Origin of the sequence: Variovorax sp. CCNWLW235, assembly GCF_037204085.1 — a bacterium.
Taxonomy (GTDB): Bacteria; Pseudomonadota; Gammaproteobacteria; order Burkholderiales; family Burkholderiaceae_C; genus Variovorax.
In genome coordinates this window covers 58,449-84,210 of the sequence record NZ_JBBCBW010000023.1, presented here as the reverse complement: position 1 = coordinate 84,210, position 25,762 = coordinate 58,449, and the positions used below count along the sequence as shown (strand labels likewise).

The 25,762-nt window shown below is 66.7% G+C and carries 18 protein-coding genes; 11 read left to right on the top strand and 7 right to left on the bottom strand.

Annotation, left to right across the window (positions count from 1 at the left end):
* Nucleotides 1-6: 6 nt before the first annotated feature.
* From V9L21_RS21725 to V9L21_RS21705, 5 genes are all read left to right on the top strand, one after another.
* Complete coding sequence (locus V9L21_RS21725) at nucleotides 7-2,223, top strand: protein-disulfide reductase DsbD family protein (protein ID WP_443305364.1); 2,217 nt, start codon at nucleotides 7-9, stop codon at nucleotides 2,221-2,223.
* A 94-nt stretch (nucleotides 2,224-2,317) separates the two neighbouring features.
* Nucleotides 2,318-3,010 (top strand): redoxin domain-containing protein, encoded by a 693-nt coding sequence (locus V9L21_RS21720; protein WP_337314959.1) that lies wholly within the window; start codon nucleotides 2,318-2,320, stop codon nucleotides 3,008-3,010.
* Between the two features lie 115 nt (nucleotides 3,011-3,125).
* Nucleotides 3,126-4,499 carry an MFS transporter gene (locus V9L21_RS21715; RefSeq protein ID WP_337314958.1) on the top strand — a complete coding sequence of 458 codons (1,374 nt, stop codon included), beginning with the start codon at nucleotides 3,126-3,128 and terminating at the stop codon, nucleotides 4,497-4,499.
* Nucleotides 4,500-4,861: 362 nt separating this feature from the next.
* Nucleotides 4,862-5,977, top strand: a complete 1,116-nt coding sequence (gene hemE, locus V9L21_RS21710; protein ID WP_337314957.1) for a uroporphyrinogen decarboxylase — start codon at nucleotides 4,862-4,864, stop codon at nucleotides 5,975-5,977.
* Nucleotides 5,978-6,430: 453 nt separating this feature from the next.
* The gene (locus V9L21_RS21705; RefSeq protein WP_337314969.1) at nucleotides 6,431-8,530 is read left to right on the top strand and encodes a primosomal protein N'; all 2,100 of its coding nucleotides are present in this window, start codon (nucleotides 6,431-6,433) and stop codon (nucleotides 8,528-8,530) included.
* A gap of 31 nt (nucleotides 8,531-8,561) precedes the next feature.
* Here the strand turns inward: V9L21_RS21705 and V9L21_RS21700 are convergent, their stop codons facing one another.
* The gene (locus tag V9L21_RS21700) at nucleotides 8,562-8,774 is read right to left on the bottom strand and encodes a hypothetical protein (protein WP_157611880.1); all 213 of its coding nucleotides are present in this window, start codon (nucleotides 8,772-8,774) and stop codon (nucleotides 8,562-8,564) included.
* 327 nt (nucleotides 8,775-9,101) lie between these two features.
* Between V9L21_RS21700 and V9L21_RS21695 the strand changes: the two genes are divergently transcribed.
* Complete coding sequence (locus V9L21_RS21695; RefSeq protein WP_443305372.1) at nucleotides 9,102-9,701, top strand: hypothetical protein; 600 nt, start codon at nucleotides 9,102-9,104, stop codon at nucleotides 9,699-9,701.
* A 30-nt stretch (nucleotides 9,702-9,731) separates the two neighbouring features.
* Here V9L21_RS21695 and V9L21_RS21690 read toward each other — a convergent pair whose 3' ends face one another.
* Entirely contained in the window at nucleotides 9,732-10,763 is a 1,032-nt protein-coding gene (locus V9L21_RS21690; protein WP_337314955.1) for an AEC family transporter, read from the bottom strand.
* A gap of 121 nt (nucleotides 10,764-10,884) precedes the next feature.
* Here V9L21_RS21690 and V9L21_RS21685 point away from each other — a divergent pair, with 121 nt between their 5' ends.
* The 4 genes from V9L21_RS21685 to nadE are packed head-to-tail and all read left to right on the top strand — an operon-like array spanning nucleotide 10,885 to nucleotide 15,505.
* Nucleotides 10,885-12,990, top strand: coding sequence for an ATP-dependent helicase (locus V9L21_RS21685; RefSeq protein WP_337314954.1), 2,106 nt, complete (start codon nucleotides 10,885-10,887; stop codon nucleotides 12,988-12,990).
* On the top strand, nucleotides 12,987-13,451 hold the full coding sequence (locus tag V9L21_RS21680) for a hypothetical protein (RefSeq protein ID WP_337314953.1): 465 nt from the start codon (nucleotides 12,987-12,989) through the stop codon (nucleotides 13,449-13,451). The genes V9L21_RS21685 and V9L21_RS21680 overlap by 4 nt, the downstream gene beginning before the upstream one ends.
* Nucleotides 13,448-14,620 carry a phospholipase A gene (locus V9L21_RS21675; RefSeq protein ID WP_337314952.1) on the top strand — a complete coding sequence of 391 codons (1,173 nt, stop codon included), beginning with the start codon at nucleotides 13,448-13,450 and terminating at the stop codon, nucleotides 14,618-14,620. Before V9L21_RS21680 ends, V9L21_RS21675 begins: the two co-directional genes overlap by 4 nt.
* A 33-nt stretch (nucleotides 14,621-14,653) precedes the next feature.
* Nucleotides 14,654-15,505, top strand: a complete 852-nt coding sequence (gene nadE / locus V9L21_RS21670; protein WP_337314951.1) for an ammonia-dependent NAD(+) synthetase — start codon at nucleotides 14,654-14,656, stop codon at nucleotides 15,503-15,505.
* Here the strand turns inward: nadE and V9L21_RS21665 are convergent.
* From V9L21_RS21665 to V9L21_RS21650, 4 genes are all read right to left on the bottom strand, one after another.
* On the bottom strand, nucleotides 15,502-17,418 hold the full coding sequence (locus V9L21_RS21665; protein ID WP_337314950.1) for a PAS domain-containing hybrid sensor histidine kinase/response regulator: 1,917 nt from the start codon (nucleotides 17,416-17,418) through the stop codon (nucleotides 15,502-15,504). The genes nadE and V9L21_RS21665 overlap by 4 nt on opposite strands.
* Nucleotides 17,419-17,626: 208 nt before the next feature.
* Complete coding sequence (locus tag V9L21_RS21660; protein ID WP_337314949.1) at nucleotides 17,627-20,029, bottom strand: diguanylate cyclase domain-containing protein; 2,403 nt, start codon at nucleotides 20,027-20,029, stop codon at nucleotides 17,627-17,629.
* A gap of 32 nt (nucleotides 20,030-20,061) precedes the next feature.
* Nucleotides 20,062-23,034 (bottom strand): bifunctional diguanylate cyclase/phosphodiesterase, encoded by a 2,973-nt coding sequence (locus V9L21_RS21655; RefSeq protein ID WP_337314948.1) that lies wholly within the window; start codon nucleotides 23,032-23,034, stop codon nucleotides 20,062-20,064.
* Nucleotides 23,031-24,128, bottom strand: a complete 1,098-nt coding sequence (locus tag V9L21_RS21650) for a TRAP transporter substrate-binding protein (RefSeq protein ID WP_443305358.1) — start codon at nucleotides 24,126-24,128, stop codon at nucleotides 23,031-23,033. Before V9L21_RS21650 ends, V9L21_RS21655 begins: the two co-directional genes overlap by 4 nt.
* A gap of 156 nt (nucleotides 24,129-24,284) precedes the next feature.
* Here V9L21_RS21650 and V9L21_RS21645 point away from each other — a divergent pair, with 156 nt between their 5' ends.
* Entirely contained in the window at nucleotides 24,285-25,193 is a 909-nt protein-coding gene (locus tag V9L21_RS21645; RefSeq protein ID WP_337314946.1) for a LysR family transcriptional regulator, read from the top strand.
* Nucleotides 25,194-25,289: 96 nt separating this feature from the next.
* Here the strand turns inward: V9L21_RS21645 and V9L21_RS21640 are convergent, their stop codons facing one another.
* Nucleotides 25,290-25,670 carry an HU family DNA-binding protein gene (locus V9L21_RS21640; protein WP_126747720.1) on the bottom strand — a complete coding sequence of 127 codons (381 nt, stop codon included), beginning with the start codon at nucleotides 25,668-25,670 and terminating at the stop codon, nucleotides 25,290-25,292.
* Nucleotides 25,671-25,762: the final 92 nt, after the last annotated feature.

The following is a 25,762-nucleotide window of genomic DNA, read 5'->3' as shown; positions in this document are numbered from 1 at the left end:
ATCGGCATGATCCTCTCCCGCTTTCATTTTTTAGCTACGCTTCTGGTAGCAACCGCCGCAGCCTGCATGCCGGCTGCGGCGCAATTGGCCTCCAAGCCAGGCGCTGTCGTCACCACCCCTCATGTGCGCGCCGAACTGGTTGCGCACGCACCCAACGGCGTTTCGCCGGGCGCACCGGTCTGGGTCGGGCTGCAGATCACCCACCAGCCCGAGTGGCACACCTACTGGAAGAACGCCGGCGATTCCGGCTTGCCGACGGAGCTGAACTGGACGCTCCCTGCGGGCGTCGCCGCCGGCGAGATCGCATGGCCGGTGCCGAAGAAGATCCCGATCGGCAACCTGGCCAACTACGGCTACGAGGGCACGGTGCTGCTGCCGGTGCCGCTCGAGGTGTCGAGCAATTTCAAGCCGCCGCTGGCGCTGGGCACGGGCGCCTCGGGCCTGGACATCCGCCTGAAGGCCACCTGGCTGGTGTGCCGCAAGGAATGCATCCCCGAGGAAGGCGAGTTCACGCTGGCCCTGCCGCTGCAGGGCTCGACCGCGCTGCACAAGGCCGAGTTCGACGTGGCCCAGGCCGCGCAGCCGCAGCCGCTCGACAAGCAGGGCACCGTGGAAGTCAGCGGCAACAACCTGCAGGTGCGGCTCGAGGGCCTGCCCGCGGCCGCGCAGGGCAAGACCCTTGGCTTCTTCCCCGAAACGCCCGAGCTGATCCGCACCGCGGCGGTCTCGGGCAAGGACTGGACGCAAAGCTGGCAGGGCGGCACGTGGACCGCCACGCTGCCGCTGGCCGACCAGCGCAGCGCCAGCCCCACGACCTTGCCGCTGGTGGTGACGCTGGCCGAAGGCGACCGGCAGCCGGGCCAGCCGGTGGCCTGGCGCACCGAGGCGCCGGTAAGCGGCACCTGGCCGACCACCGCGCCGCGCGCCGAGGTTTCGCCCGCGCTGCAGGCTGCGCTCGCCGCCAATGCGGCGAATGCGGCTGCCCCCGCGCCGCCCGCGGAGCTGCCGGCCCAGCCCGCCGGCACCTTTGTCGTTGCGCTGCTGGGCGCCGTGCTCGGCGGCCTGCTGCTCAACCTCATGCCCTGCGTGTTCCCGATCCTGGCCATCAAGGTGCTGGGCTTCGCGCGGCAGGCGGGCAACCGCAGCGCCCACCGCACGGCGGGCCTGGCCTACACGGGCGGCGTGATGCTCTCGTTCCTCGCGCTGGGCGGCGCCATGCTCGCGCTGCGCGCGGCGGGTGCGCAGCTCGGCTGGGGCTTCCAGCTGCAGTCGCCGGCCGTGGTGGCCGCGCTGGCGGCACTGTTCACGCTCATCGGCCTCAACCTTGCGGGCGTTTTCGAGTTTGGCCGCGCGGCACCGTTGTCGGTGTGTTCCGCCCAGGCCAAGCACCCGATTGCCAACGACTTTCTCTCGGGAGTGCTGGCCGTGGTGATCGCCTCGCCCTGCACCGCGCCGTTCATGGGCGTTTCGCTCGGCTTTGCCATCGGCCTTCCCGCCGCGCAGGCCCTGCTGCTGTTCGCGGCGCTGGGCCTCGGGCTGGCGCTGCCCTACCTGGTGGCGGGCTTCGTTCCGGCCATTGCGCGGCTGCTGCCCAAGCCCGGCCCGTGGATGAACACGCTGCGCCGGCTGCTGGCATTCCCCATGTTCGCGACCGTGGCGTGGCTGGTCTGGGTGCTGGGGCAGCAAAGCGGCATCGACGGCGCGGGCACGCTGCTCGCGCTGCTGGTGTGCATGGCCGCCATCGTCTGGGCGCTGACGCTGCGCGGCCGCACGCGGCTGGTCATTGCCACGGTGCTGTTCGCCTTTACCGCGGTGCTCACCGCGGCCATCGGCCGCAACGTGCTGCAGACGGTGGAGCCGGCCAAGCTTGCATCGAGCGCCGGCCAGCGCTGGCAGCCCTGGTCGGCCGCGCGCGTGGCCGAGCTCACGGGCGCGGGGCAGCCGGTGTTCATCGACTTCACGGCCGCATGGTGCGTGACCTGCCAGTACAACAAGAAGGCCACGCTGGCCGATGCCGATGTGCTGGCCGACTTCGACGGCAAGAAGGTCGCGATGCTGCGTGCCGACTGGACCCGCCGCGACCCCGCCATTACCGCCGCCCTGACCTCGCTCGGCCGCAGCGGCGTGCCGTTGTATGTGCTGCAGGCGCCCGGCAAGCCACCGGTCGTCCTGACCGAAATCCTGGGCAAGGACGAGGTTCGCGCAGCGCTGGCCGCGCTTTGACCCCCGGCGTGACATGGGTTGTCACATGCACTTGAGAAAAGCGGCCTAAGCTGTCGCCGTTGTTTGTTTTTTTATTCTGGAGTTCAAGCTGGCCATGTCACTTTCGCCATCGTCCGACTCGCGTTCCATTCGTGCCGCGCGCCACGCCCGCGCCGCCCTCTCCCGTGCCTCGCGCCGCGCCGTCGTGGCGGCAGCCGTGGCGCTCGGCGCCAGCTTTTTGATGGGCAACAACGCCTTCGCAGCGCCCGCCGTGGGCCAGCAGGCGCCCGACTTCGTTGCCGTGGACACCAGCGGCGCCAAGCACAAGCTCTCCGACTTTGCCGGCAAGTTCGTGGTGCTCGAGTGGACCAACCCGGGCTGCCCGTTCGTGCGCAAGCACTACAACAGCGGCAACATGCCCGCCACGCAAAAATCGGCCACGGCCCAGGGCGTGGTGTGGCTGTCGGTCAACTCCACCGAGCGCGCAGCCAGCGACTACCTGCAGCCCGCCGCACTCGACGCATGGATGAAGTCGCAAAAGGCCTCGCCCACCGCGGTGCTGATGGACGAAGACGGCGTCATCGGCCAGGCCTACGGTGCGCGCACCACACCGCATATCTTCATCATCGACCCCAAGGGCGTGCTGGTGTACGCGGGCGGCATCGACAGCATCGCCTCGGCCCGGCCCGACGACATCAAGAGCGCGACCAACTACGTGAACCAGGCGCTCGGCGAAGCCTTCGGCGGCAAGCCGATCTCGGCAGCCTCGACGCGGCCGTACGGCTGCTCGGTCAAATACAAGACCTGAAACAAGACCTGAAGTAAAAGCCGGCAGTGACAGGTACCTGACTACGGTGGTCAGGCAGCGGTCGGGAACCCCGGCCTACCCTTGGGCGAACTACTTCGCCCAAGGGGACAACAAGATGAATCCTGCGCACTCCGCCGCGCAACCGGGCACGGCCGCCCGCGCCGCTCCAGGCACCGGAGCCTCCGCGGCTGCTTCGACGCCCTCCTCTTCCTCTTCGAAATTCGCCACCGTCCTGCGCGTGACGGGCGGCAATTTCATGGAGATGTTCGACTTCTTCCTGTTCGGCTTCTACGCCACGCAGATCTCGAAGGCCTTCTTCCCGGCGGGCAATGAGTTCGCCTCGCTGATGCTGACCTTCATGACCTTTGGCGCCGGCTTCCTGATGCGACCGCTGGGCGCGATTTTTCTGGGCGCCTACGTCGACCGAGTGGGCCGCCGCAAGGGCCTGATCGTCACGCTCGCGCTGATGGCGCTGGGCACCCTGCTCATCGCCTGCGTGCCGGCCTACGCGACCATCGGCTTTGCCGCGCCGCTGCTGGTGCTGGTCGGGCGGCTGCTGCAGGGCTTCTCGGCCGGCGTGGAGCTGGGCGGTGTCTCGGTCTACCTGTCCGAAATGGCAACGCCGGGGCGCAAGGGCTTTTACGTGAGCTGGCAGTCGGCCAGCCAGCAGGTGGCAATCATCGTGGCGGCAGCGCTCGGCTACTGGCTGAATGTGACCTTCACCTCGCAGCAAATCGGCGACTTCTACTGGCGCATTCCGTTCTTCGTCGGCTGCCTGATCGTGCCGGTGCTGTTCATCATTCGCCGCTCGCTGCAAGAGACCGAAGAGTTCATGGCGCGCAAGCACCGGCCTGATGCGCGCGAAATCTTCCAGTCGATGATCGCCAACTGGGGCCTGGTGGTCGCGGGAATGATGCTGGTGTCGATGACGACCGTGTCGTTCTACCTGATCACGGTCTATACGCCGACCTTCGGCAAGTCGGTACTGCACCTGAGCACGACCGATGCGCTGGTCGTTACCCTGTGCGTGGCCATCTCCAACTTCATCTGGCTGCCGATCATGGGCGCGCTCTCCGACCGTGTGGGCCGCAAGCCGCTGTTGATCCTGTTCACGGCACTGACCATCCTCACCGCGTACCCGTCGCTCAAGTGGCTGGTAGGCGCGCCGAGCTTCGCGCGCATGCTCGAAGTGGAGCTGTGGCTGTCGTTCCTCTACGCGAGCTACAACGGCGCAATGGTGGTGGCGCTCACCGAGGTGATGCCGGTCAACGTGCGCACCGCCGGCTTTTCGCTGGCCTACAGCCTTGCCACCGCACTGTTCGGCGGTTTCACACCGGCCATTGCCACGGGCCTGATCGAGGTGACGGGCGACAAGGGCGCGCCGGGTTTGTGGATGACCGCCGCGGCCATCTGCGGGCTGGTTGCCACGTTGTTGCTGTATCGGCGGCAGGTGAATCCTGCGGATTCGGTGCGGGTGCCGGTGGTCTGAGTTTGGCTGGTGTTCTTTGCCAGCGCTTGCTGGTTCGGGGTGCGCCCCCGCCGACGGGGTACCTTTCTCCGCGAATGTCCCCCGGCCTGCGGCCTCCTCCTTTATTTCGCTGCGCAAGGCACCCCGCCAGCGGGTGCGTTGGGCAGAGCAGTCGTTGATCAGCGGTACACCCAGAGCGTGTCCTAGTGCACAGGGCATCGGGTGCTCCACGCAGCGAAATAAAGGAGGAGGGGCGCAGCCCCGGGGGACATTCGCGGAGGGGAGTACCCGGTGGCCTTTGCACGCGCCCTGAACAGCAGCCCCCAACAACAGCCCCTCACAAGCAGCAAAAGCAAAGTCCCTCCCCCTGCGACAATCGGGAAATGCCTTTCGCCCCATTGCAAAACGACACTTTCCTGCGGGCCTGCTGGCGCCAGGCCACCGACCATACCCCCGTCTGGCTCATGCGCCAGGCCGGGCGCTACCTGCCCGAATACGTGGCCACCCGCGCCAAGGCCGGCAGCTTCATGGGGCTGGCGACCAACACGGACTACGCCACCGAAGTCACCCTGCAGCCGCTCGAACGCTATCCGCTCGACGCTGCCATTCTTTTCTCCGACATCCTCACCGTGCCCGACGCCATGGGCCTTGGCCTCTCGTTCGAGGCCGGCGAAGGCCCGCGCTTCGCACGCCCGGTGCGCGACGAAGCGGCCGTTGCGGCGCTCGAAGTGCCCGACATGGCCAAGCTGCGCTATGTGTTCGATGCCGTCGCATCCATCCGAAAAGCGCTCAACGGCCGCGTGCCCCTCATCGGCTTTTCGGGTAGCCCGTGGACCCTCGCCTGCTACATGGTCGAGGGCGCGGGTTCCAGCGACTACCGGCTCGCGAAGAGCATGCTCTACAGCCGCCCCGACCTCATGCACCGCCTGCTTGCGGTCAACGCCGACTCCGTGGCCACCTACCTCAATGCGCAGATCGACGCCGGCGCGCAAGCCGTGATGGTGTTCGACAGCTGGGGCGGCGTGCTCGCCGACGGCGCGTTCCAGGAATTCAGCCTTGCCTACACCGCACGCGTGCTGGCCGGCCTGAAACGCAATGGCGCCGATGGGCAGCCCGTGCCGCGCATCGTCTTCACCAAGGGCGGCGGCTTGTGGCTCGAAGCCATGCGCGAACTCGACTGCGAAGTGCTCGGCGTCGACTGGACCGTGAACCTCGCGTCCGCGCGCCGCCTGGTCGGCGAGGGCAATGACGACAAGGCCAAGGCCCTGCAGGGCAACATCGACCCCAACGTGCTGTTCGCGCCCCCGGCGCAGATCGAGGCCGAGGTGGCCAAAGTGCTGCAGGCCTTCGGCAAGCCGCACGCCGGCTCGGCCAAGGGGGCGACCCACATCTTCAACCTGGGTCACGGCATCAGCCAGTTCACGCCGCCCGACCATGTGGCGGCGCTGGTGCAGGCGGTGCACGCGCAATCGCGGTCCTTGCGCGCCCTGCGGGGTTGAAACTGTTACACGGCAGGCCTGCGCGTGCCGGCGAATAGTTTTCCCTGAAAAGCAGTTCGCAGCCGTTTGTCAAGCGCAAAAACGGTGTAGGAGGCCCGACTTATGCACAAAACACGTGCTGCACTGCGCAAGATTATCTGAGGCGGGCCCCTCTTTGCTCCTAAACAAGTAGCGCGCGTAAGTGGTTGATTTATATAGGATTTGAACTTTGCTTTTTTTGAGGGCAATCCAGTCAGACGCTTGATTTTCAAGGCTCCGCAGCGTGTCGAGCCCTGTTGTCAACAAAGTTATCCACAGAATCTCTGGATGAGCTCCAAAGCACAGGAAAATCAACGACTTAAGCGATTTTGCTCAAAGTCGCATTAACAAACCTTGCCAACAGGGACGCCCATTTCCACCCCCAGCAGCCCAGACCCGGAAACCGACGCAGCGCCGGCGAGCACGCCCGCCGCGATGGCCTGGCGGCTCGACATCGCCGTGCAAACGCCCGCGCACGCCGCCCTTGGCGATCTGCTGAGCTACGCCAGCGCGGCGCCGCTTGTGCCAGGCACGCTGGTGCGGGTGCCGCTGGGCCGGCGCGAAGTGCTGGGCGTGGTCTGGAACGACCCCACGTCGCTCGAAGGCGCCGAGTCGGACATGGCCCTCAAGCCCGTGGGCGCCGCACTCGATGCGCTCGCGCCCCTGGGCGAAGCGTGGCGCGACCTCGTGGCCTTTGCGGCGCGCTATTACCAGCGCTCGATCGGTGAAATTGCACTCGCAGCCTTGCCGCCGCAGTTGCGCGACCTCACCGGCACGCAGCTGGCACGCCGGCTCAAGCGCAAGACCACCACGGGGCCGGTGGCCGAAACGGCCGAAGCCGCCAACCTGATCGCGCTCAGCCCGGAGCAGACAGCAGCCCTTGCCCGCATAGAGGCCGAAACAGGCACCTTCCTGCTGGTCGGCAGCACGGGCAGCGGCAAGACCGAGGTGTACCTGCGCTGCGTGGCCGACCTGCTTGCGCGCGACGCCGGCGCGCAGGCGCTGGTGATGGTGCCCGAGATCAACCTCACGCCGCAGCTCGAAGCCCGCTTCAAGGCGCGCTTCGGCGACGACGCCGTGGTGTCGCTGCACAGCGGCATGACCAATCCGCAGCGGCTCGCAAGCTGGCTTGCGGCGCACGGCGGGGCCGCGCGCATCGTGCTGGGCACGCGCATGGCGGTGTTCGCGTCGATGCCGGGGCTCAAGCTCATCGTCGTCGACGAAGAGCACGACCCCAGCTACAAGCAGCAGGAAGGCGCACGGTATTCGGCGCGCGACCTCGCCGTGTGGCGCGGCCAGCGCGAGGGCGCGAAAGTCATCCTCGGTTCGGCCACGCCTTCGCTCGAAAGCTGGCACCAGAGCCGCCCGGCCGAGGGCGAAGACCCGGGCGGGCGCTATGTGCGGCTGGCCATGCCCTCGCGCATCGGCGCGGGCGAACTGCCCGGCGTGCGGCTGGTCGACATGAACCTGCAGCCGCCCAAGACCGTGCTCTCGGCCGCGCTGCTCGACGCCATCGGCCAGCGCATTGCGCGCGGCGAACAGAGCATGGTGTTTCTCAACCGCCGCGGCTATGCGCCGGTGCTGGCCTGCGCCGACTGCGGCTGGAAGAGCGAGTGCCCGCACTGCAGCGCCTACCGCGTGTTCCACAAGATCGACCGCACGCTGCGCTGCCACCACTGCGGCTTTACCGAACGCGTGCCGCGCGCCTGCCCCGCCTGCGGCAACCCCGACATCGCGCCCGTGGGCCGCGGCACCGAACGGCTCGAAGAGCACCTGGCCGAGCTCTTCGCCAGCGTGAAGCGGCCCGATGGCAACGCGGTGCGCATTGCGCGCATCGATGCCGACAGCACCAAGAAGCAGGGGGCGCTCGAATCGCAGCTTGCGTCCGTGCACTCGGGCGAGGTCGACGTGCTGGTCGGCACGCAGATGATTGCCAAGGGGCACGACTTCCGTCGCATCACGCTGGTGGCGGCAGTGAACCCCGACGGCGCGCTGTTCTCCAGCGACTTTCGCGCGCCCGAGCGGCTGTTCAGCCTGCTGATGCAATCGGCCGGCCGCGCGGGGCGCGACGCGGCATATCTCGCAGCGCAAGGCGCCACGGCCGAGATGTGGATCCAGACGCACCATGCGCAGCATCCGCTCTTCGCCGCGCTGCGAAGGCACGACTACGCGGCCTTCGCGCGGCAGCAGCTCGAAGAGCGCGCCGCGGCCGGCATGCCGCCCTTTGCATTCCAGGCACTGCTGCGCGCGGATGCGCGCACGCAAGAGGCGGCGCAGGCTTTTCTCAACGCGGCAAGTGCCGCGGCCGATGCGCTCGAAGGTTCCGACCGGGTGCTGCGCTACCCCGCGGTGCCGCTTGCCATTCAGCGCGTGGCCAATGTGGAGCGGGCGCAGATGCTGATCGAAAGCCCGTCGCGCGCCGCGCTGCAGCGCCTGCTGGCAGCCTGGCAGCCGCTGCTGCACGCGTTGCGGCGCACGCCGGAGGGCAAGGGCGTGATCCGCTGGTTGGTCGACGTCGACCCGCACAGCATTTGAGGCAGCGGCCTTTTAACAAGGCCGGCCTTTGTCAGTGATGCAGGCCCGCGGGCTCCTTGCCCATGTCGACGTAGCGCAGCTCGCTGCTGCGCCGCCGAGCAATGCTTCCGGGCCATGCGAACACCACCAGGCTCAAGGCGCCCAACGCGAGCGACGTGGCCGTGCCGAGGGTGTCGGCATGCCACAACCAGCCCACGCTGGCGACCCAGGCCAGCCACAGCAGAATACGAACAAGTATTGCCATAGTGCCCCCGTATGTACTTTGATTTGCAAACACTTTAGCAGTGTTTTGAAAACACAAGCACTCATCTGGAGCAATACCGATAGCTATGGCTTATGGCCTACACGCGAATCAGAAATAATCTGAAAAATCGGTTGACTGCATGGCCGCCCGCTATTCAAGCTGTTACAGCGCGGGCCTGTTCCGGCGTCGCGCGTCAAGCAAGAACGCTGGTCGCCAGGGGTTGCCGTGAAACTGCCTTCATCGCTCGGTTGGGCTCTTCTTTTTGCATGCTTCGCATGCTCCGCGGCCGAACTCGAACTGCAGGGCAGCCGGCTGGTGGTGTCGGGCATGCTCGACGGCACAGCCATCAAGGCCTTTACCGAGCACCTGGGCAAAGGCACGGTGCGCACCGTGGTGTTCGAGGACTCGTTCGGCGGCACCGCCGAAGCAGCCGGCGCCTATGCCGAGGCCATCCGCTCGAGCGGCGTGGACACCGAAATCCGCGGCCAGTGCCTGGCCGCCTGCGCCTACGCCTTTCTTGCCGGCAAGACGCATCGCTTCGGTGACGGCTTTCAAGTGAACGGCGTGCTGCTGCCGGTGGCTGCCAGGCCCACCGCCTCCGAACTGGCCATGCGATGGCGCGGCGGCGAAGTGCACAAGACGCTGGCCGAGTTCACGCCCGCCTCCGCCTCCGCCTCCGCCTCCGCCTCCGCCTCCGCTTCCACTTCCGCCTCCGCCGCCGGCTCTGGCAGCGCTGCGGAACTCGGCGCCGAGCCGGTCAAGGACAACTGGCAGCCCGATCATGGTGTGCTCTTCACGGCCAGCCCGACGCTGTTCGGCAACATCTACAACGCGTTCTATTGCGACGGCACCCAGGGCCGCGACTTCACCAAGTGCGAGCGCCTTTCGGACGCCGATCCGTTCAAGCTCGGCGTGCTGACGCCCTGATTCAACAGACGCGCCTTTCAGCGCCCCAGCTCAGCGCAGCAGGCCCACGGCCAACGGAAAGCTGAAGAAGGTCGCGACCGTCGTCCACAGGATGATGCGTGCGATGCGGCCGTTGTCGGCGCCGAAGCGCTCGGCCAGCATGGCCACGTTGCTGGCGCTCGGCAGCGCCGCCACCAGCACGATCACCACCAGCGCCGAGGAAGAGAGCGGCAGCCCAAGCGCAATGGCGCCCTGCCCCAGCGCCCACACCAGCAGCGGATGCACGAGCAGCTTGACGCCCACCACCGGCAGCACGTCGGCCAGCGGCGCCTTGCGCGAAAGCGCTGACTTCACCCCCATGGCCACGGCCACTTCCGCACTGGCCGCGTGCTCGCGGGCGAGCAGCGCCGACCGCGCCAGCACCGCGCCAATGGTGAACAGCGCCACCGGCGAAGCCGCATCGGCCAGCATGGCCACGGTGCGCTCCACGGGTCCCGGCAGGCGCCAGCGCGCGGCCGAGAGCAGCACGCCCAGCAGAATCGACCACGGCATCGGATTGACCAGCACGCCGCGCAGCGCCTGGCGCGCCGCCTGCCGGGGGCCGTGATGTCCCGCACCACCGCCCTCGCTGCCGGCGCCGTCGAGCCGCGAGAGTGCAATGCACAGCGAAGAGGTCACGACCAGGTCGAACGCAATGGTGATGATCATCGGCCCCGCGGCCTGCGCACCCAGCAGCGCCACCAGGAGCGGCACGCCCATGAAGCCGGTGTTCGGAAAAGCCGCCACCAACGCGCCGAAGGCGCCGTCGTTCCAACCGACGCGCGCATTGCGGGTAAAGAAGATCGTGCCCGCCACCACGGCCAGCGCGCTCACGCCCCAGACCAGTGCAACGCTGCCGTCGAGCAGTTGCCCGATCGGCGTGCCGGCACCAAAGCGCAACAGCATGCAAGGCAGCGCGAAATACAGCACGAAGGTGTTGAGGCCGGGAATCGCGTCCAGCGGCAGGACGCGTGCCCGCGCCGCGCCATAGCCGGCGGCGATCAACGCGAAGAAAGGAAAGGTAACGAGAAATACGGGCAGCACGGGCTGATTGTCGTTGCATCCCGCATCGTGAACTTCGGCGGGGTTGCGCGAGAGCCGCGCCCCGTATCATTGCCCGCTTTGCGCCTGCCCGTTCCCTCGCGGCCTTCCGTTCCCACTCCTCATGTCTTCCGGTCTCAATCTCGCGCAACAAGAAGCTGTCAATTACCTGCATGGCCCCTGCCTCGTGCTCGCGGGTGCGGGCTCGGGCAAGACGCGCGTCATCACGCACAAGATCGGCCGGCTGATCCAGGCCGGCCTGGAGCCCAAGCGCATTGCGGCCATCACCTTCACCAACAAGGCCGCGAGCGAAATGCGCGAGCGCGCCAAGGGGTTGATCGGGCGCGACGCGAAGCATGTGGTGATCTGCACCTTTCACGCACTGGGCGTGCGCATGATGCGCGAAGACGGCGCCGTGCTGGGCCTGAAGCCGGCCTTCAGCATCCTGGACAGCGACGACGTCACCAAGATACTGAAGGACGCCGGCGGCACCACCGACACCGCCACCGCGCGCATCTGGCAATGGACCATCAGCAAGTGGAAGAACATGGGCCTGAACTCCGCAGAGGCCGAGGCCGCCGCGGTGGACGACAACGAGCGCATCACCGCGCGCATCATGGCGCGCTACGAAGAGCGGCTCACGGCCTACCAGAGCGTCGACTTCGACGACCTCATCGGCATGCCGCTCAAGCTGCTGCGCGACTATGAAGAGGTGCGCACCAAGTGGCAGTCCACGCTGGGCCACATCCTGGTGGACGAATACCAGGACACCAACGCCACCCAATATGAAGTGCTGAAGGCGCTGGCGGGCGCGCGCGGGCGCTTCACCGCGGTGGGCGACGACGACCAGTCGATCTACGGCTGGCGCGGCGCCACGCTGGACAACCTGCGCAAGCTGCCGGTCGACTATCCGGACCTGAAGGTCATCAAGCTGGAGCAGAACTACCGCTCCACCAGCGCGATCCTGCGGGCGGCCAACAACGTGATCGGCCCCAACCCGAAGCTGTTTCCGAAGACGCTGTTCTCCGAACTGGGCGAAGGCGAGCCGGTGCGCATCGTCGATGCCGACTCCGAGGCGCACGAGGCCGAGCGCGCGGTGGCGCGCATCATCAGCCTGCGCGCGGGTGACGCCACGGCGCAGGGCAAGCAGTACAAGGAGTTCCGCGACTTCGCCATTCTTTACCGCGCCAACCACCAGGCGCGCGTCTTCGAGCAGGCGCTGCGCAAGGCGCAGATTCCGTACAAGGTTTCGGGCGGGCAGAGCTTTTTCGACCGCGCTGAAATCAAGGACCTGTGCGGCTGGTTCCGCCTGTGGGTCAACAACGACGACGACCCGGCGTTCCTGCGCGCGATCACCACGCCCAAGCGCGGCATCGGCCACACCACGCTCGCGAGCCTTGGCACCTTTGCCAGCCAGTACAAGCTGAGCCTTTTCGAAGCGCTCTTCAGCCCGTCGCTGCCGAGCGTGATGCCCAAGCGCACGCTGGAGGGCATCCACGAGTTCGGCCGCTACATCAACGACCTGGAATACCGCGCGCGCCGCACCATGGGCGCCGAAGATTCGCGCACCTTCATGCTCGACTGGCTGAAGGAGATCGACTACGAGAAGCACCTGTACGACGGCGAAGACAGCGAACAGGCCGCGGCCGCGCGCTGGACCAACGTGCTGGAGTTCGTCGACTGGATGTCGCAGCGCGCCGGCGGCACCCTCGACGATGCCTCGGGCGCCGACAACAACATCGAGAGCGAACGCAAGAGCCTGCTCGAAGTGGCGCAGACCATTTCGCTGCTCTCGACCATCAGCGAGCGCGAGCAGGACCAGAACGTGGTCACGCTTTCGACGCTGCATGCCTCCAAGGGCCTCGAATGGCCGCACGTGATGCTCATCGGCGTGACCGAGGGCCTGCTGCCCTTCAAGCTAGAAGACGACAACGGCCGACAGCTCAAGGTAAGCGACGAAACGCTGCAGCGGCTGCAGGAAGAGCGCCGCCTCATGTACGTGGGCATCACGCGCGCGCAGCGCAGCCTGGCCGTGAGCTGGACCAAGAAGCGCAAGCAGGGCCGCGAGATGGTGCCCTGCGTGCCGAGCCGCTTCATCGCCGAAATGGGCCTGGACAAGGCCACCACGCGCGAAGACCCGCGCGAGAAGCTCAAGGCGCTGCGCGCCGAGTTCGCGCGCAAGGCCCAGGACAGTGCGGCGGCTGCTGCGGCGGCCGCCTCCGCGTCATGAAGGCGCGGGTTCTCCTGCTGGCGCTGGCCGCGCTGTGCACCGCATGCGCCGGCCCCGGCGCGCAGAACGCTGCACCGCCCGGATGCCCCGCCACCGCGCGGGACCTGCCGGTCGAAGCGCTGTACGGCAACTGGCAGGCGCGCTTCGAAGGCCTTCCGGGCGCCGCCTCGGTCGTGCTTGGCAAGCACCCCGAATACGTGGGCGTGCGCGGCACCATCACGCGCGCCGCGGCCGCGCCTTCGGCGAGCGCACCGGTCTCGCAACTTGCGGGCGATGTCAACGACGAGGGCGAACTCGCCATCGACGAATCGCTCGACGGGCGCAGCATCAGCGGCGTGTGGTCGGCCACGCTGCAGCCGGACTCCTGCGGACGCGAGTTCAGGGGCACCTGGCGCAATGCCGCCGACGAAACCACACATCCCTTCACTCTGAAAAAGACGGAACGGACCGCAGACAAATGAACCCAATCCATCTACGCACCACCCTTGCCGCGAGCCTGCTGGCGCCCGGCCTCCTTGCGTCGTCGCTGGCCAACGCGCAGGCTGTCGAAAAGCCTTCCAGCCCGCTGGCCGATGCCCAGCTGACCTGGCAGCAGTGCGCCGCGCTCGGCAACAACAACGACGCACGGCTGGCCTGCTTCGACCGCTGGGCGCAGCAGCAGACGCTGCCTTCGGTGTCGGTGCCGGTGGCGCCGCCGGTGCTGGCAAGCACGCAGCCGGCCCCGCCGGTCGACGGTTCCGTGCCGGCCACGCGCGTGGTGTCGGTCGCCACCAGCGAGGGCTGCCGCGACCGGCAGTATTCGGCGCTGTCGCGCTTCTGGGAGCTGGAGAACGGCAGCGACTGCGGCACCTTCGTGTTCCGCGGCTACCGCCCGCTGAACGTCTCGGCCTCGGCCGCCACCAGCAAGCCCGACACGCCCACGTCGCCCTCCGAAGGCCACACCGCCTCGCCGGTGGACTACCAGGCCAACGAAATGCGCATCGGCCTGTCGGTGCGTACCAAGATCGCGCAGGGCCTGCTCACGCAGAACGACCCGATCAAGAAGGACTCGCTCTGGTTTGCGTATTCGCAGCAGTCGACGTGGCAGCTGTTCAACGGCTCGATCTCGCGGCCTTTCCGCACCACCGACCACGAGCCCGAGATGATGTATGTCTACCCGCTCGACTTCAGGCTGCCCGGCGGCTGGCGCTGGCGCTATGCGGGCGTGGGCCTGGTTCACCAGTCGAACGGCCAGAGCCTGCCGCTGTCGCGCAGCTGGAACCGCGTCTACCTGATGGGCGGCGCCGAGCTCGACGACCGCTTCAGCATCACCGGACGCGTCTGGCAGCGGCTGTCGGAAAGCGCGGCGAAGGACGACAACCCCGACATCTCCAGCTACATCGGCCGCGCCGAGGTCACCGGCCGCTGGAACTTCAACCGCGACAACACCCTGGCCCTTACCGTGCGCAACAACCTGCGCGACAGCGGACGCGGCTCGGTGCGGCTCGAGTGGCTGAAGGCCATCGGCGACCCGACCACCAGCAACCTGCGCTTCCACACGCAGCTGTTCCACGGCTACGGCGATACGCTGGTGGACTACAACCGGAAGCGCACCGTGCTGAGCATCGGCCTCAGCCTGGTCGATTTTTAATTCGCTCCGATGAATGCACAGAAAGGTCGCGTCATGAATGCTGGTGAATTTGCCCCCGTCGATGCGCTGCAGCGCGAGATCATTGCCGCGCTGCACGTGGCACCGGTGTTCGACGCCGCACAAGAGGTCGAGCGGCGCATCGGCTTTTTGGCCGGCTACCTGCGCGGCACGGGCTTGAAGACGCTGGTGCTGGGCATCAGCGGCGGCGTCGATTCGCTGGTGGCCGGATGCCTTGCGCAGCGCGCGGTGGAACGGCTGCGCGCCGAAGGCCGCAACGCCACCTTCATCGCGATGCGGCTGCCCTACGGCGTGCAGAAGGACGAGGCCGAGGCGCAGCGCTCGCTCGAGGTGATCAAGCCCGACCGCACCCTCACCGTCGACATCCGGCCCGCGGCGGACGGCATGCTCGCGGCGCTGAAGGCCGGCGATCTAACGTTCCGCGATGCGGCGCATGAAGACTTCGTGCTCGGCAACATCAAGGCGCGCCAGCGCATGATTGCGCAGTTCGCGGTGGCCGGCGCGCACGACGGCATCGTCATCGGCACCGACCATGCGGCCGAGGCGCTGATGGGCTTCTTCACCAAGTTCGGCGACGGTGCGGCCGACGTGACGCCGCTCACCGGCCTCAACAAGCGGCGCGTGCGGGCGCTCGCGCAGCAGCTCGGCGCGCCCGACGCACTGGTGTTCAAGGTGCCGACGGCCGACCTCGAATCGCTGGTGCCGCAAAAGCCCGACGAAGATGCCTTCGGCGTCAGCTACGAGCAGATCGACGATTTCCTCGAGGGCAAGCCGGTGTCCGCGGCGGCACGCGAGATCATTCTTTCAACGCACCGCAAGAGCGCCCACAAGCGGGCGCTGCCCGTGGAGCCGCCGCTCACCGCCTAGGCGCGGGGCGACTCGAGCAGGTGCTCGAGCAGCGCGGTCAGCTTGTCGACGTCCACGGGCTTCGTCAGGTGCGCGCGAAAGCCGGCCTCGAGGCTGGTGTCCCTGTCGCTGGCCTGGCCGTAGCCGGTAATGGCAATCAGCGGCGGCGGGTTGATCATCTCGGCCCGCAGCCGCCTGGCGACTTCGTGTCCGTTCAGGTCGGGCAGGCCGATGTCCAGCAGCACCACGTCCGGGTCTTGCGCCTTCACCGCCTCGATGGCCGAGAGGCCGCCATGCGCAACGCTGGACTTGTAGCCCAGCGCCTCCAGCAGCAGCGCCATGGTTTCGGCCGCGTCCACGTTGTCGTCCACCACCAGCACGCGCTGCTCGCCCAGGGGCCGCGGCTCCGCCTCCAGCGTGGTGATCGGCGGCTGGGTGGTCTGGAACTGCACGACGAACTCACTGCCTTCCCCCGGCCGGCCGGTACTGAACGCACTGACCCGGCCACCGTGCAGCGTCGTCAACTGCTGCACGAGGCTGAGCCCCAGGCCCAGGCCGCCCTGCGACCTTGCCATGTTCTGCTCGCCCTGCACGAACAGGTCGAAGATCCGCTGCAGGTCCTTGGGCGGTATGCCGGGTCCATCGTCGCGCACGCTGATGTCGGCATCTTCGCCAACCTGCGAGAGCGAGACATGGACGTTGCCGCTGTTGTGCGTGAACTTCGCGGCGTTGTGAATCAGGTTGCTGACGATCTGGATGAGCCGGGCGCGGTCTCCCGAAATCCAGGGATCGGCCTCCTGGTAATGCAGGTGCAGCGTCTGCGACTTGCTTTCGATCAGCGGCCGCACCGCCTCGGCGGCCTCGGCAATGGCTTCGCGCAGGCGAACCGGCTTGCTCTCCAGGTGGATCTTGCCGCTCGTGATGCGGCCCACATCGAGCAGGTCGTCCACCAGCCGCGTCATCTGCCTGAGCTGCCGGCCGATGATGTCGCGGGTGTGGGCGATGACCGCGGACTCGGTCTTTTCGCGCTTGAGGAGTTCGAGCGCGTTCGAAATCGGCGCCAGCGGATTGCGCAGCTCGTGCCCGAGCATCGCCAGGAAGTTGGTGACGCGGCGCCCTTCGTCTTCGAGCGCGGTCACGCGGCGCCGCTCGGTCAGGTCGCGCGTGACCTTGGCAAAGCCCCGGTGCCGCCCGGTGGCGTCGTGCAGCGCGGTAATGACCACGCTGGCCCAGAAGCGGCTGCCGTCCTTGCGGATGCGCCAGCCTTCGTCCTCGAAGCGGCCGTCGCGCAGCGCGTTGCGCAACTCCTGCTCGGGCCAGCCGATCGCGGCAACCTCGGGCGGATAGAACACCGAGAAGTGCTGCCCGATGATCTCCGACGCCTCGTAGCCCTTGTTCTTTTGCGCGCCCAGGTTCCAGCTCACGATGTGGCCGCCGGGGTCGAGCATGAAGATCGCATAGTCCTTCACGCCCTCGACCAGCAGCCTGAAGCGCTCCTCGCTCATGCGCAGCATCTCGTCCTGGCGGCGGCGTTCGCTGAGGTCTCTCGTGATCAACGAGAAGCCGCGGATTTCCCCGTTGGTGCCGGGGATTTGCGTGATGACCACGCTGGCCCAGAAGCGTGTGCCGTCCTTGCGCAGGCGCCAGCCTTCTTCTTCCATGTGGCCTGCCTGGCGCACGGTTTCCAGCGCGCGGTCGGGCTGGTTCTGCTCCAGCAGCTCGCTCGGGTAGAAAAGAGAAAAGTGCCGCCCGATCGCTTCCGCGGTGTCGTACCCCTTGAGCTTTCGCGCGCCGTCGTTCCAGCTGATGACGATGCCGCTGGGGTCCAGCACGATGATGGAATAGTCCGAGACCGCCTCGACCATCAGCCGGAAATCGGCGTCGGCCAGAGTGCGTTGATTCAGAGGTGCACTCCCACCGCCGTGATCTGCCATTGCTCTTCTTCCTCCAGTGGCCGCGCATTGGTGCAGCGGCATGCGGGCTCTCGCTTTTTTTCCGGCTGGTGCCGAACTCCCGGGTTGCAGCGCTCGAACCTCGTGGCTGCCATGCGGCAGATGCTGCAAATTTAGGCCAGCAGCAGGTACTTTTCGCGTAGGACAAGGCCCAGATTGCACCCCGCGGGCACAAGTGCCGGGCACGGCGTCAGGCGCTGGAAGGCTCCTGGCGGGGCCAGGAGACACTGTCCGCAGCCCGGGTCCGGGGCTCCGCCATCATGAAGCGGTTCTTCCCTTCTTTCTTGGCCGCGTACAGTGCCGCGTCGGCGCGCATGAACAAGGACGACAGATCCTCGTCTTCCTCTGCGATTGCAACGCCGATGCTGGCGGTCGCCTGCAAGGAGCGGCCGGAGAGATGGAACGCCGGCCGCATTGCGGCAAGCACCTTCTCCGCGACGATCCCCGCCTCGGCGATCCCGTCGACTCCCTCGAGAAGAATCACGAACTCGTCGCCGGCATAGCGCGCCGCCATGTCGGTCTCGCGCACGCTTTCCTTGAGCCGGCGGCCGAACTCCCTGAGCACCGCGTCGCCGGCCGCATGGCCCAGCGAATCGTTGATCGACTTGAAGTAGTCGATGTCCAGGAACAGCAGGCATATCGGCTTTCCCGAGCGCCGGGACCTGGCCATGGCCTCGCGCGCATGTTCTTCGAACGAACGGCGGTTGGGCAAGCCCGTGAGCGCATCTTCCCGCGCAAGGACATCGAGCTGCCTCTGCTTCTGCTTCAGGTCGGTGACGTCGTGCGAAAGCACATACAACCCCACGACTGCGCCGTCGCCAGCCCGATGCGGCAGGTAGGTCGTCTGCAGGGTCCGCTCGCCGATCAGCAGTTGGGCCGTCTGTTCGAACGACACCACTTCGCCCGCGAAGGCACGCGCCAGGAGCGGCTTGCGCACCTCGTAATGCGCCTCGCCCAGGGTCTCGCGGATGTGCCGGTTCATCATCGAAGCCGGCTCGATGCCGAGCCAAGCCAGGTATCTGCCGTTGCAGAAAACCACGCGCTCTTCGAGATCGAGTTCGGTCAGGAGCGCCGGCACGTTGTCGGTGAGCCCGCGCAGGCGCCGCTCGCTGTCGGCGCTTCGCATCTCGGCCCGTTTGCGCTCGGTGATGTCGAAGGTCATCACGTAGTAGCCCGCCACGCCGTCGTCGCGAAGGTCGGGCAGCAGGTGGCATTCGAAGAAGCCCTCCTTGCCCTTGCGGTCGTAGGTGCCTTCGGTGCGCGTCGGCGTTCCCTGCAGCGCCTTGGCAACCTGCGCCTCGAGCTGCCGGTAGACCGCATCGGGCAGCGACTCCTGCATGGTCATGCGGCCGATGTCGGCTTGCGTCCGGCCCCGCATCCGCAACCCCGCCTTGTTGGCGAAAAGACAGCGTTGGTTGCGATCGAAGTAGGCGACCACGGCCGGCAGGTTGTCGGTCACGTCGCGCAGGAATCTTTCGCTCGACTGCACGCGCTGCTGGGCCGCACGGCGTTCCCGCATGAGCGTGTCGAAGGTGTTCGAGAGATCGCCCACCTCGTCCTGGCCGGACTCCTCCTCCAGGGGCGTGTAGGCAGAGTTGGCACGCGACACCTGCATGTGTTCGCGCAGGCGCGACAACGGCGCAAGCTGCGACCGTACGGTCATGAAGGTGAGCCCGCCGGCCAGCAATGTCAGCAGGAGCGCGCCCGCCCAGGCAAAGCGCTCGATCCGCTCCGCCTGGGCAAAGGCCTCCTGGCGCGGGTACATCGCGCCCAGCACCCAGTTGGTCTGGCGGATGTGCTTGAACGCGTAAAGGGCATGCACGCCCCTGCGGTTCACGCCTTCGGACGCCCCTTCGAACCCGGCAATGGCGCGATTGGCGGCGGGGTTGGGTACGCCGTCGGCGTCGATGTGCTGGAGCAGCCGGGCCTTGTCGGGGTGGTCGACGATGATGCCGCCGGTGTTGATGATGAACATGTACCCGCTCTTGCCGAATTTCACGTTGGCAAGCTCACCCAGGAAGTTGTGTTCGCTCAGGGTGATGAAGGCGGCAATCACATAGGCCACCCTGCCCTCGCGGTCCAGCACGGGTTCGGTCATGGCAACTTGCGCGAGCCCGCTGATGCGGTTCTTGAAGGGCTGGGAGATCACGCCCGCCTTGGCCGCGATGGTTCCCCGGAAGTAGTCGCGGTCCTTGACGTTGATCTTGCCGATCTGCTGCGCGCCGTTCATGTTGGCCACGATCTCGCCCTGCGCATCGATGAAGGCCAGGTTGTCGAAGGCCTCCCTGAGCGACTTGTGCTGCATGACGAGGTCCTGCAGCCTTTCGGCACCGGTGAAATTGTGGCTCTCGACGCTGTCGCCGAAGGTCTTGAGCAAGGTGCGCCGGCTCAGGAACTTCTGGTCCACCGCGTCGGCAATGGCCGAGATCCGCTCGAACTGCTCCTCGGCGATGGTTGCCTGCATGTTGCGCTTGACGAAGTAGAGCGCGGCGCTGGCAATGCCGATCGTCGTCAGGAAAACAATGGCCACCACGCCCGCCGACAACCGGGCACGCAGGCTGAAACGCGTCAGGTCGGGAATCGGGAGACGCATCGTGTGTGGACTCCGTCAGGTGCAGCGGGCGCTCAGTCTGCCATGGCAACGTCCAGCTGCGCTTCGAACTCTTCGAGCGGCACTGGCCTGCTGAACAGGTACCCCTGGCAAAGCATCGTTCCGTGCATCTGCAGAAACTCGAACTGCTGCTGCGTTTCGACGCCCTCCGCCACGATCTCGAGCTCGAGGTTGCGTGCCATGCCGATGATGGCCTGGATGATCAGTTCGACCTTCGGGTCGGTGCCGATGCTCTGCACAAAGAACTTGTCGACCTTGATCTGGTCCAGCGGCAGCTGCGTCATGTACGACAGCGACGAATAGCCGGTGCCGAAGTCGTCCATCGAGAAGCGGACGCCCATCGACGCAAGCAACTGCATCTTGCTGACCGTTTCCGTCATCTTGTCCTGCAGCAGGCTCTCGGTGAGCTCGAGCTTCAGCCTTGTCGGGTCTGCGCCGGTCCTGCGCAGCACATCGCGAACGCGATCCGCGAAGTCCGCGGTGCGGAACTGGCGTGCGCTGACGTTGACCGCCAGCTGCAGGTGCCGGCGCCTCGGATCGTGGCTCCAGCGCTCGAGCTGCACGCAGGCCGTTTCGAGCACCCACATGCCGATGGGCACGATCAGCCCGGTTTCTTCCGCCAGCTCGATGAAGCCTCCGGGCGGCACCATTCCGCGCTCCGGGTGGTGCCAGCGGATGAGCACCTCCGCGCCCGCAATGTGCCCCTCGGACGTGACCTGGCTCTGGTAGTGCAGGATGAACTGGTTGCCCGCCAGGGCCGCATGCAACTCGCTCTCCAGCGTTGCCCGGGCGGTAATGGCCGTCTGCATTGCGGTCTCGAAGAAGCGCAATGCATTGCCGCCGGCCGACTTGGCGTAGTACATGGCAATGCCCGCATGCTTGAGCAGATCTTCCAGCGACTGGTTTGCCGTGCTGAAGACCACGGCGCCGATGCTGCAGGTGCTGTGGTACTCGTGGTCTTCGAGCTGGAACGATTCGCCCAGCGCGCTCAGAATGGCTTCGCCGGTCGCGTTGGTCTGCATCGCGGCAACCGACGGGTCTTCGCTGAGGTTTTCGATCACCACCACGAATTCGTCGCCACCCAGCCGCGCGACCGTGCCGCCTTCGCTCAGGCTGCCTTGAAGCCGGAGCGCAACCTGCTTGAGCAGCGCGTCGCCCGTGGCGTGCCCGAGCGCGTCGTTGAGTGTCTTGAAATCGTCCAGGTCCAGGAACAGCAGCGCAGCGTGCCGCGAGCGGCGCACGTTCGAGTCGACCGCGGCCTGCAGCCGGTGCAGCAGCAGCTGGCGGTTGGGCAGGCCTGTCAGGTTGTCGTAGAAAGCCAGGTGCTCGATCTCGCGGGCGGCCAGCTTGCTTTCGGTGATGTCCCGCAGGATGACGATGAACCGCGCGTCCGCACCCTCGCCCACCAGCTTGCGCGAGACCGAAATCTCGAACCACACAACACCCTTGGGAACCCGGGTCTCGAACTGCCGTCCTGAAGAAAACCCGAACTCGAACGCATCGCGCAGTGCGACCATGACCTCGGCCGCGGCGTTCGCCGGCAAGAGATCGGACATCATCTTGCCCACCGGCTCGCGCACCTTGATCGACGACTTGGGGCGGCGCGGTGAATGGAAGCGGTAGCAACGGCCGTCGATGCCCGCCTCCAGCAGCACGTCCGGCAGGGCGTCGAGCGTGGCCTGCAGCTGCGCCTTGCCTTCGAGAATGTCGGAGACGTGGCGCTTCTTCTCGGTGATGTCGCGGTAGATGCACACCAGGCCGCCGTCCGGTGTGGGGCTCTTGACGGCGACGATCACCTGCCCGCCCGGCAGGATGAGCTCCTGCTCGCTGTGCGCGTGCAGGCTGCGGGCATTCTGTTCGTCGATGGGCTGGAACGGCGCCTGCGGCGCAAGCAGTTTTTCCGCCCACGGAAAGTAGTCCACGAAGCGCCGGTTCCAGGTGATCACGCGGCCATCGGGATCGAGCAGCACGAAGCCGTCCGCCATGGATTCGAGCGCTTGGTCCAGCGTGGCCTTGGAGCGCATCAGGTCGGCGCGCGCACGCCACTGCCGCGACAGTTGCGCGCGGGCGAAATAGCCGACCGCAAGAATCATCAGCGTAAAGGCCAGCGCGACGATCAGGATGGAATTGCGCTCCCTGCGCCAATCTTCGAGTGCGAGCTGGAGCGGAATGCCGGCGACGATCAGCAGGTTTCTGTGCAGCGTGGGCCGTGCCACAACGATGGCCGGCAGGCCGCTGAGGCGCGCGACCATCCGGTGCGGGCGCCCGTCGCTGGTTTGATCGGTCATGGCCGGCCTGATGCTTCGGCCGGCAAGGTCGTCGCGCGGCGGCATGCTGGCAAGCAAGGCCCCCGACTCGCGCTCCAGCGTGACCTCGAGCCCCCTGATGTTCGCCCCCTGCGCAAGGATGGTGGTGAGCATCGAGACCTGCACTTCGGCCACCGCCACGATCCTGCCGCCGTCCGCAAGCCGCAGCACGCGCCCGAAATACAGCACCTGCTGCGAAGTCGCTTGGCTCACCGTTGGCGCGCTGACCGACAGCATGGAGCCCGGCCGGCTCAGGATTTCCTTCAGGAAGCCCTGGGGCAGTTGCAGCGCCAGCTTCGCTCCGCGGCGATCGGAAGACGCGATCACCGCGCCTTCGGCATTCAGGAGCGCCACATACCGGACCAGGAGACTCTGGCGAACGACGGTCTCGACCAGTTGCGCGGTTTCGGGCGCCGTGATGTCGGCCGCCACGCTGTCTTCGCTGGAGTTGCGCAGGAACTGCCCCATGCCCGCCAGCAGCATGTCGACAGCCAAGAGGCTCCGGTTCAGCGCGGCTTCCGAGGTGACGACGAACCGCGTGGCCTGGCTCTCGCTGTTGGAGATCGCCTTTTGGTAGGTCTGCCACATCGTGAACGCGGCAATGGCGAGAACCGCCACCAGGAACAGCGCCGCCACGCCGTAGATAAAGGCGGTGATGCGGCGGGGCAGCAGCTTGTTCACTGCCCGACGGGAGCCTTGATGCCCACCACCGGGCCGACAGTCTGATCCCAGACCTCCGCGCACACAGTTCCGCATCGCTGCACCCAGCGCGTCAGCACGCTCGAAGCGAATATTTCGCGTCGGCGGCGTTCGTCAGTGGCGGAAGGACGTGCCTCGACCATGGCCCCCTTGGTGCCTTTCACGCAGGTGGCGGCGCCCGTGTTGCATGCAATGCCGTTGCCGGTGTCGCGCTCCGACTCCTCCCAGACCGCGGCCTCAAGCTTTGGCAGCTCGGTTTTCAGCAGGGCCTTCAAATCCGCCGGAAGCCCGTTCCATGCGTCCGTGTTGGCGCCGAATACCGCGACGCCCCAGTTGATGGGCATGGTGTAGAGCGAACTGGTGATCTTGTGCAGCCCCAGCGTATTGCCGGACATCGCGCCGGTGATGGCGCATTCGGTATTGGCCGAACTCATGTTCGCCATGAGCTCGGCAAACTCGGTGGACACCGGCACGCCGCCGAGGGCGCGCACGAAGTCGGCCTGGGTGGTGCCCGAAACACGCACGCGCCGGCCCGACAGGTCGGAAAGCTGCTTCATGGGCTGCTTGCAGAAGATCACCTGCGCCGGATACACATACACGGCCAGCAGCTCGACGCCATGGCGCTCGCGCAGCGTCTTTTCGAGATAGGGCCGGAATGCGCCGATCACCCGCCGCATGGAGGGCATGTCGGGGTTCAGGCCGGCAATGTCCGGCGTGCCGATTTCCGGGTACTCGTTGCTGACCTGGCTGAGCAAGGCGGTGCCGAACGGAATGACGCCCAGTCTCATGAGATTGAGCATTTCCTGCCCGGGCACGCCAGCCTGGTTGAACGGAACGATGCTCGCGGTGTATTTGCCGCCGCTCAGGCGGGCCAGGTCCTTGCCCCAGAAGCGCTCTTCGTGGAGCGCGTACTGGTTCAGGCCGGCCAGTCCGCCCACCACGCGAAGCCGCGTGGGCGCGGATTGCTGTGCTGCGCTGTTCATTGCCGCGAAAGCCAAAGCAAGCGCGGCGACACGAACCCAGAGGGCAGGTCGCCAAGCGGATGCTGCTTCGCCGGTCTTCATGCCCCGGATCATGATGCCGATTGTGCTTCCTGTAAGAAGTTTTTTACAGAATCGCCGCTTTCCCGTCACCCACGGACAGGAAAGTCGGGACGACTCGTTGCGCGCAAGGCACAGAGATACCATCCGCAAACCCCTGATCCTGGGTCGTCTTATTCAAATTCCAGATCGATGACCGCGCCCGACCTTTCCAGCCGCCAGCTGCGTGCGTTCACGGCGCTGGCCGAGCAACGCAACTTTACGCGCGCCGCCCAGGCCTGTCATTTGTCGCAGCCCGCATTCAGCGCGCTGATCCGCACGTTGGAAGACACACTCGGCGCCCGCCTTTTCGACCGGGACACGCGCAGCGTGCAGCTCACGCCCGAGGGACGGCTGTTCGAGCCCTCGGCCCGGCGCCTGCTCGACGACATGCAGGATGCGATCGGCGACCTTGCCGACCACTCGGAACGGCGCAAGGGCCGCGTGAGCGTGGCCGCGCTGCCTTCGCTCGCGGCCGGCTGGTTGCCGGCCATCCTCGCCGAGTTCATGCAGACGTGGCCCGGCATCACGGTGGAACTGCACGACGCGCTTTCCGATGCCTGCATTGCCCAGCTGCGCGGCCATCAGGCCGACTTCGCGCTGGCGGCCACCGGCGCCGATGCGGCCGCGGCCAGCGACCTGCGCGGCCGCAAGCTCTGCGAAGACCGCTTTCACCTGGTCTGCCGCAAGGACCATCCATTGGCCGGCATCGCCAAACTCACGGCCAAACAGCTCGCGCCCTGGCCCTTCATCCAGATGGCGCGCAACAGCAGCGTGCGCCAGTCGCTCGACGCGGCGCTGCATCCGCTGCGGCTCAACGCGGTGTTCGAGGTCGAGCACCTGGCCACTGTCACGGGGCTGGTCGAGGCCGGCATCGGCATCAGCGTGGTGCCGGAGCTCACGCTGTTCCACTTCCGGCGCGACACGCTGGTGACGCGGCCCCTGCCGCTGCCCGGCCTCACCAGGACCATCTACCTGGTGCAGCGCCGCGAGGGAAGCCTCTCGGTGGCCGCCCAGACGCTGTACGACCTCATTCTTGCGAGGCTCGGCACGCTGGCTTGAGACCCGAGTGCTCCGCGGGCATAAAAAAACGGCCCCGAAGGGCCGTCTTTTCGATGGAAGCAGCCTTGCGGCCGCAAACCATGGCTCGCCGAAGTCTTACTTCTTTGCGGCCTTCTTGGCGGGAGCGGCGGCCTTCTTGGCCGGTGCTGCCTTCTTGGCGACGGGCTTGGCGGCTGCCTTGTCGGCCTTGCGCTTTGCAGCCTTGGGGTCGATGGCGGCCTTGAATGCTGCGCCCGGCACGAACTTCGGCACCTTCTGTGCGGCGATCTTGATCTTGGCGCCGGCTTGCGGGTTGAAGCCGGTGCGAGCGGCGCGAGCCACTTGCTTGAAGGTTCCGAAGCCGATGAGCTGGACGGGGTCGCCCTTCTTCACTGCGGCGACGATGGAACCCGTGACGGTTTCCAGGATACGGGCGGCTTCTGCCTTGCTGACGTTGTGGGCGGCGGCGATCTTTTCGACCAGTTCGATACGGTTCACTTGAAAATTTCCTTTGGATTGTTCTCGTCATGTTGCCAATGACGGCGCAGCGGCTGAGGCCACTGCAAGCGGCGCGGAGTGTAGCGCACACG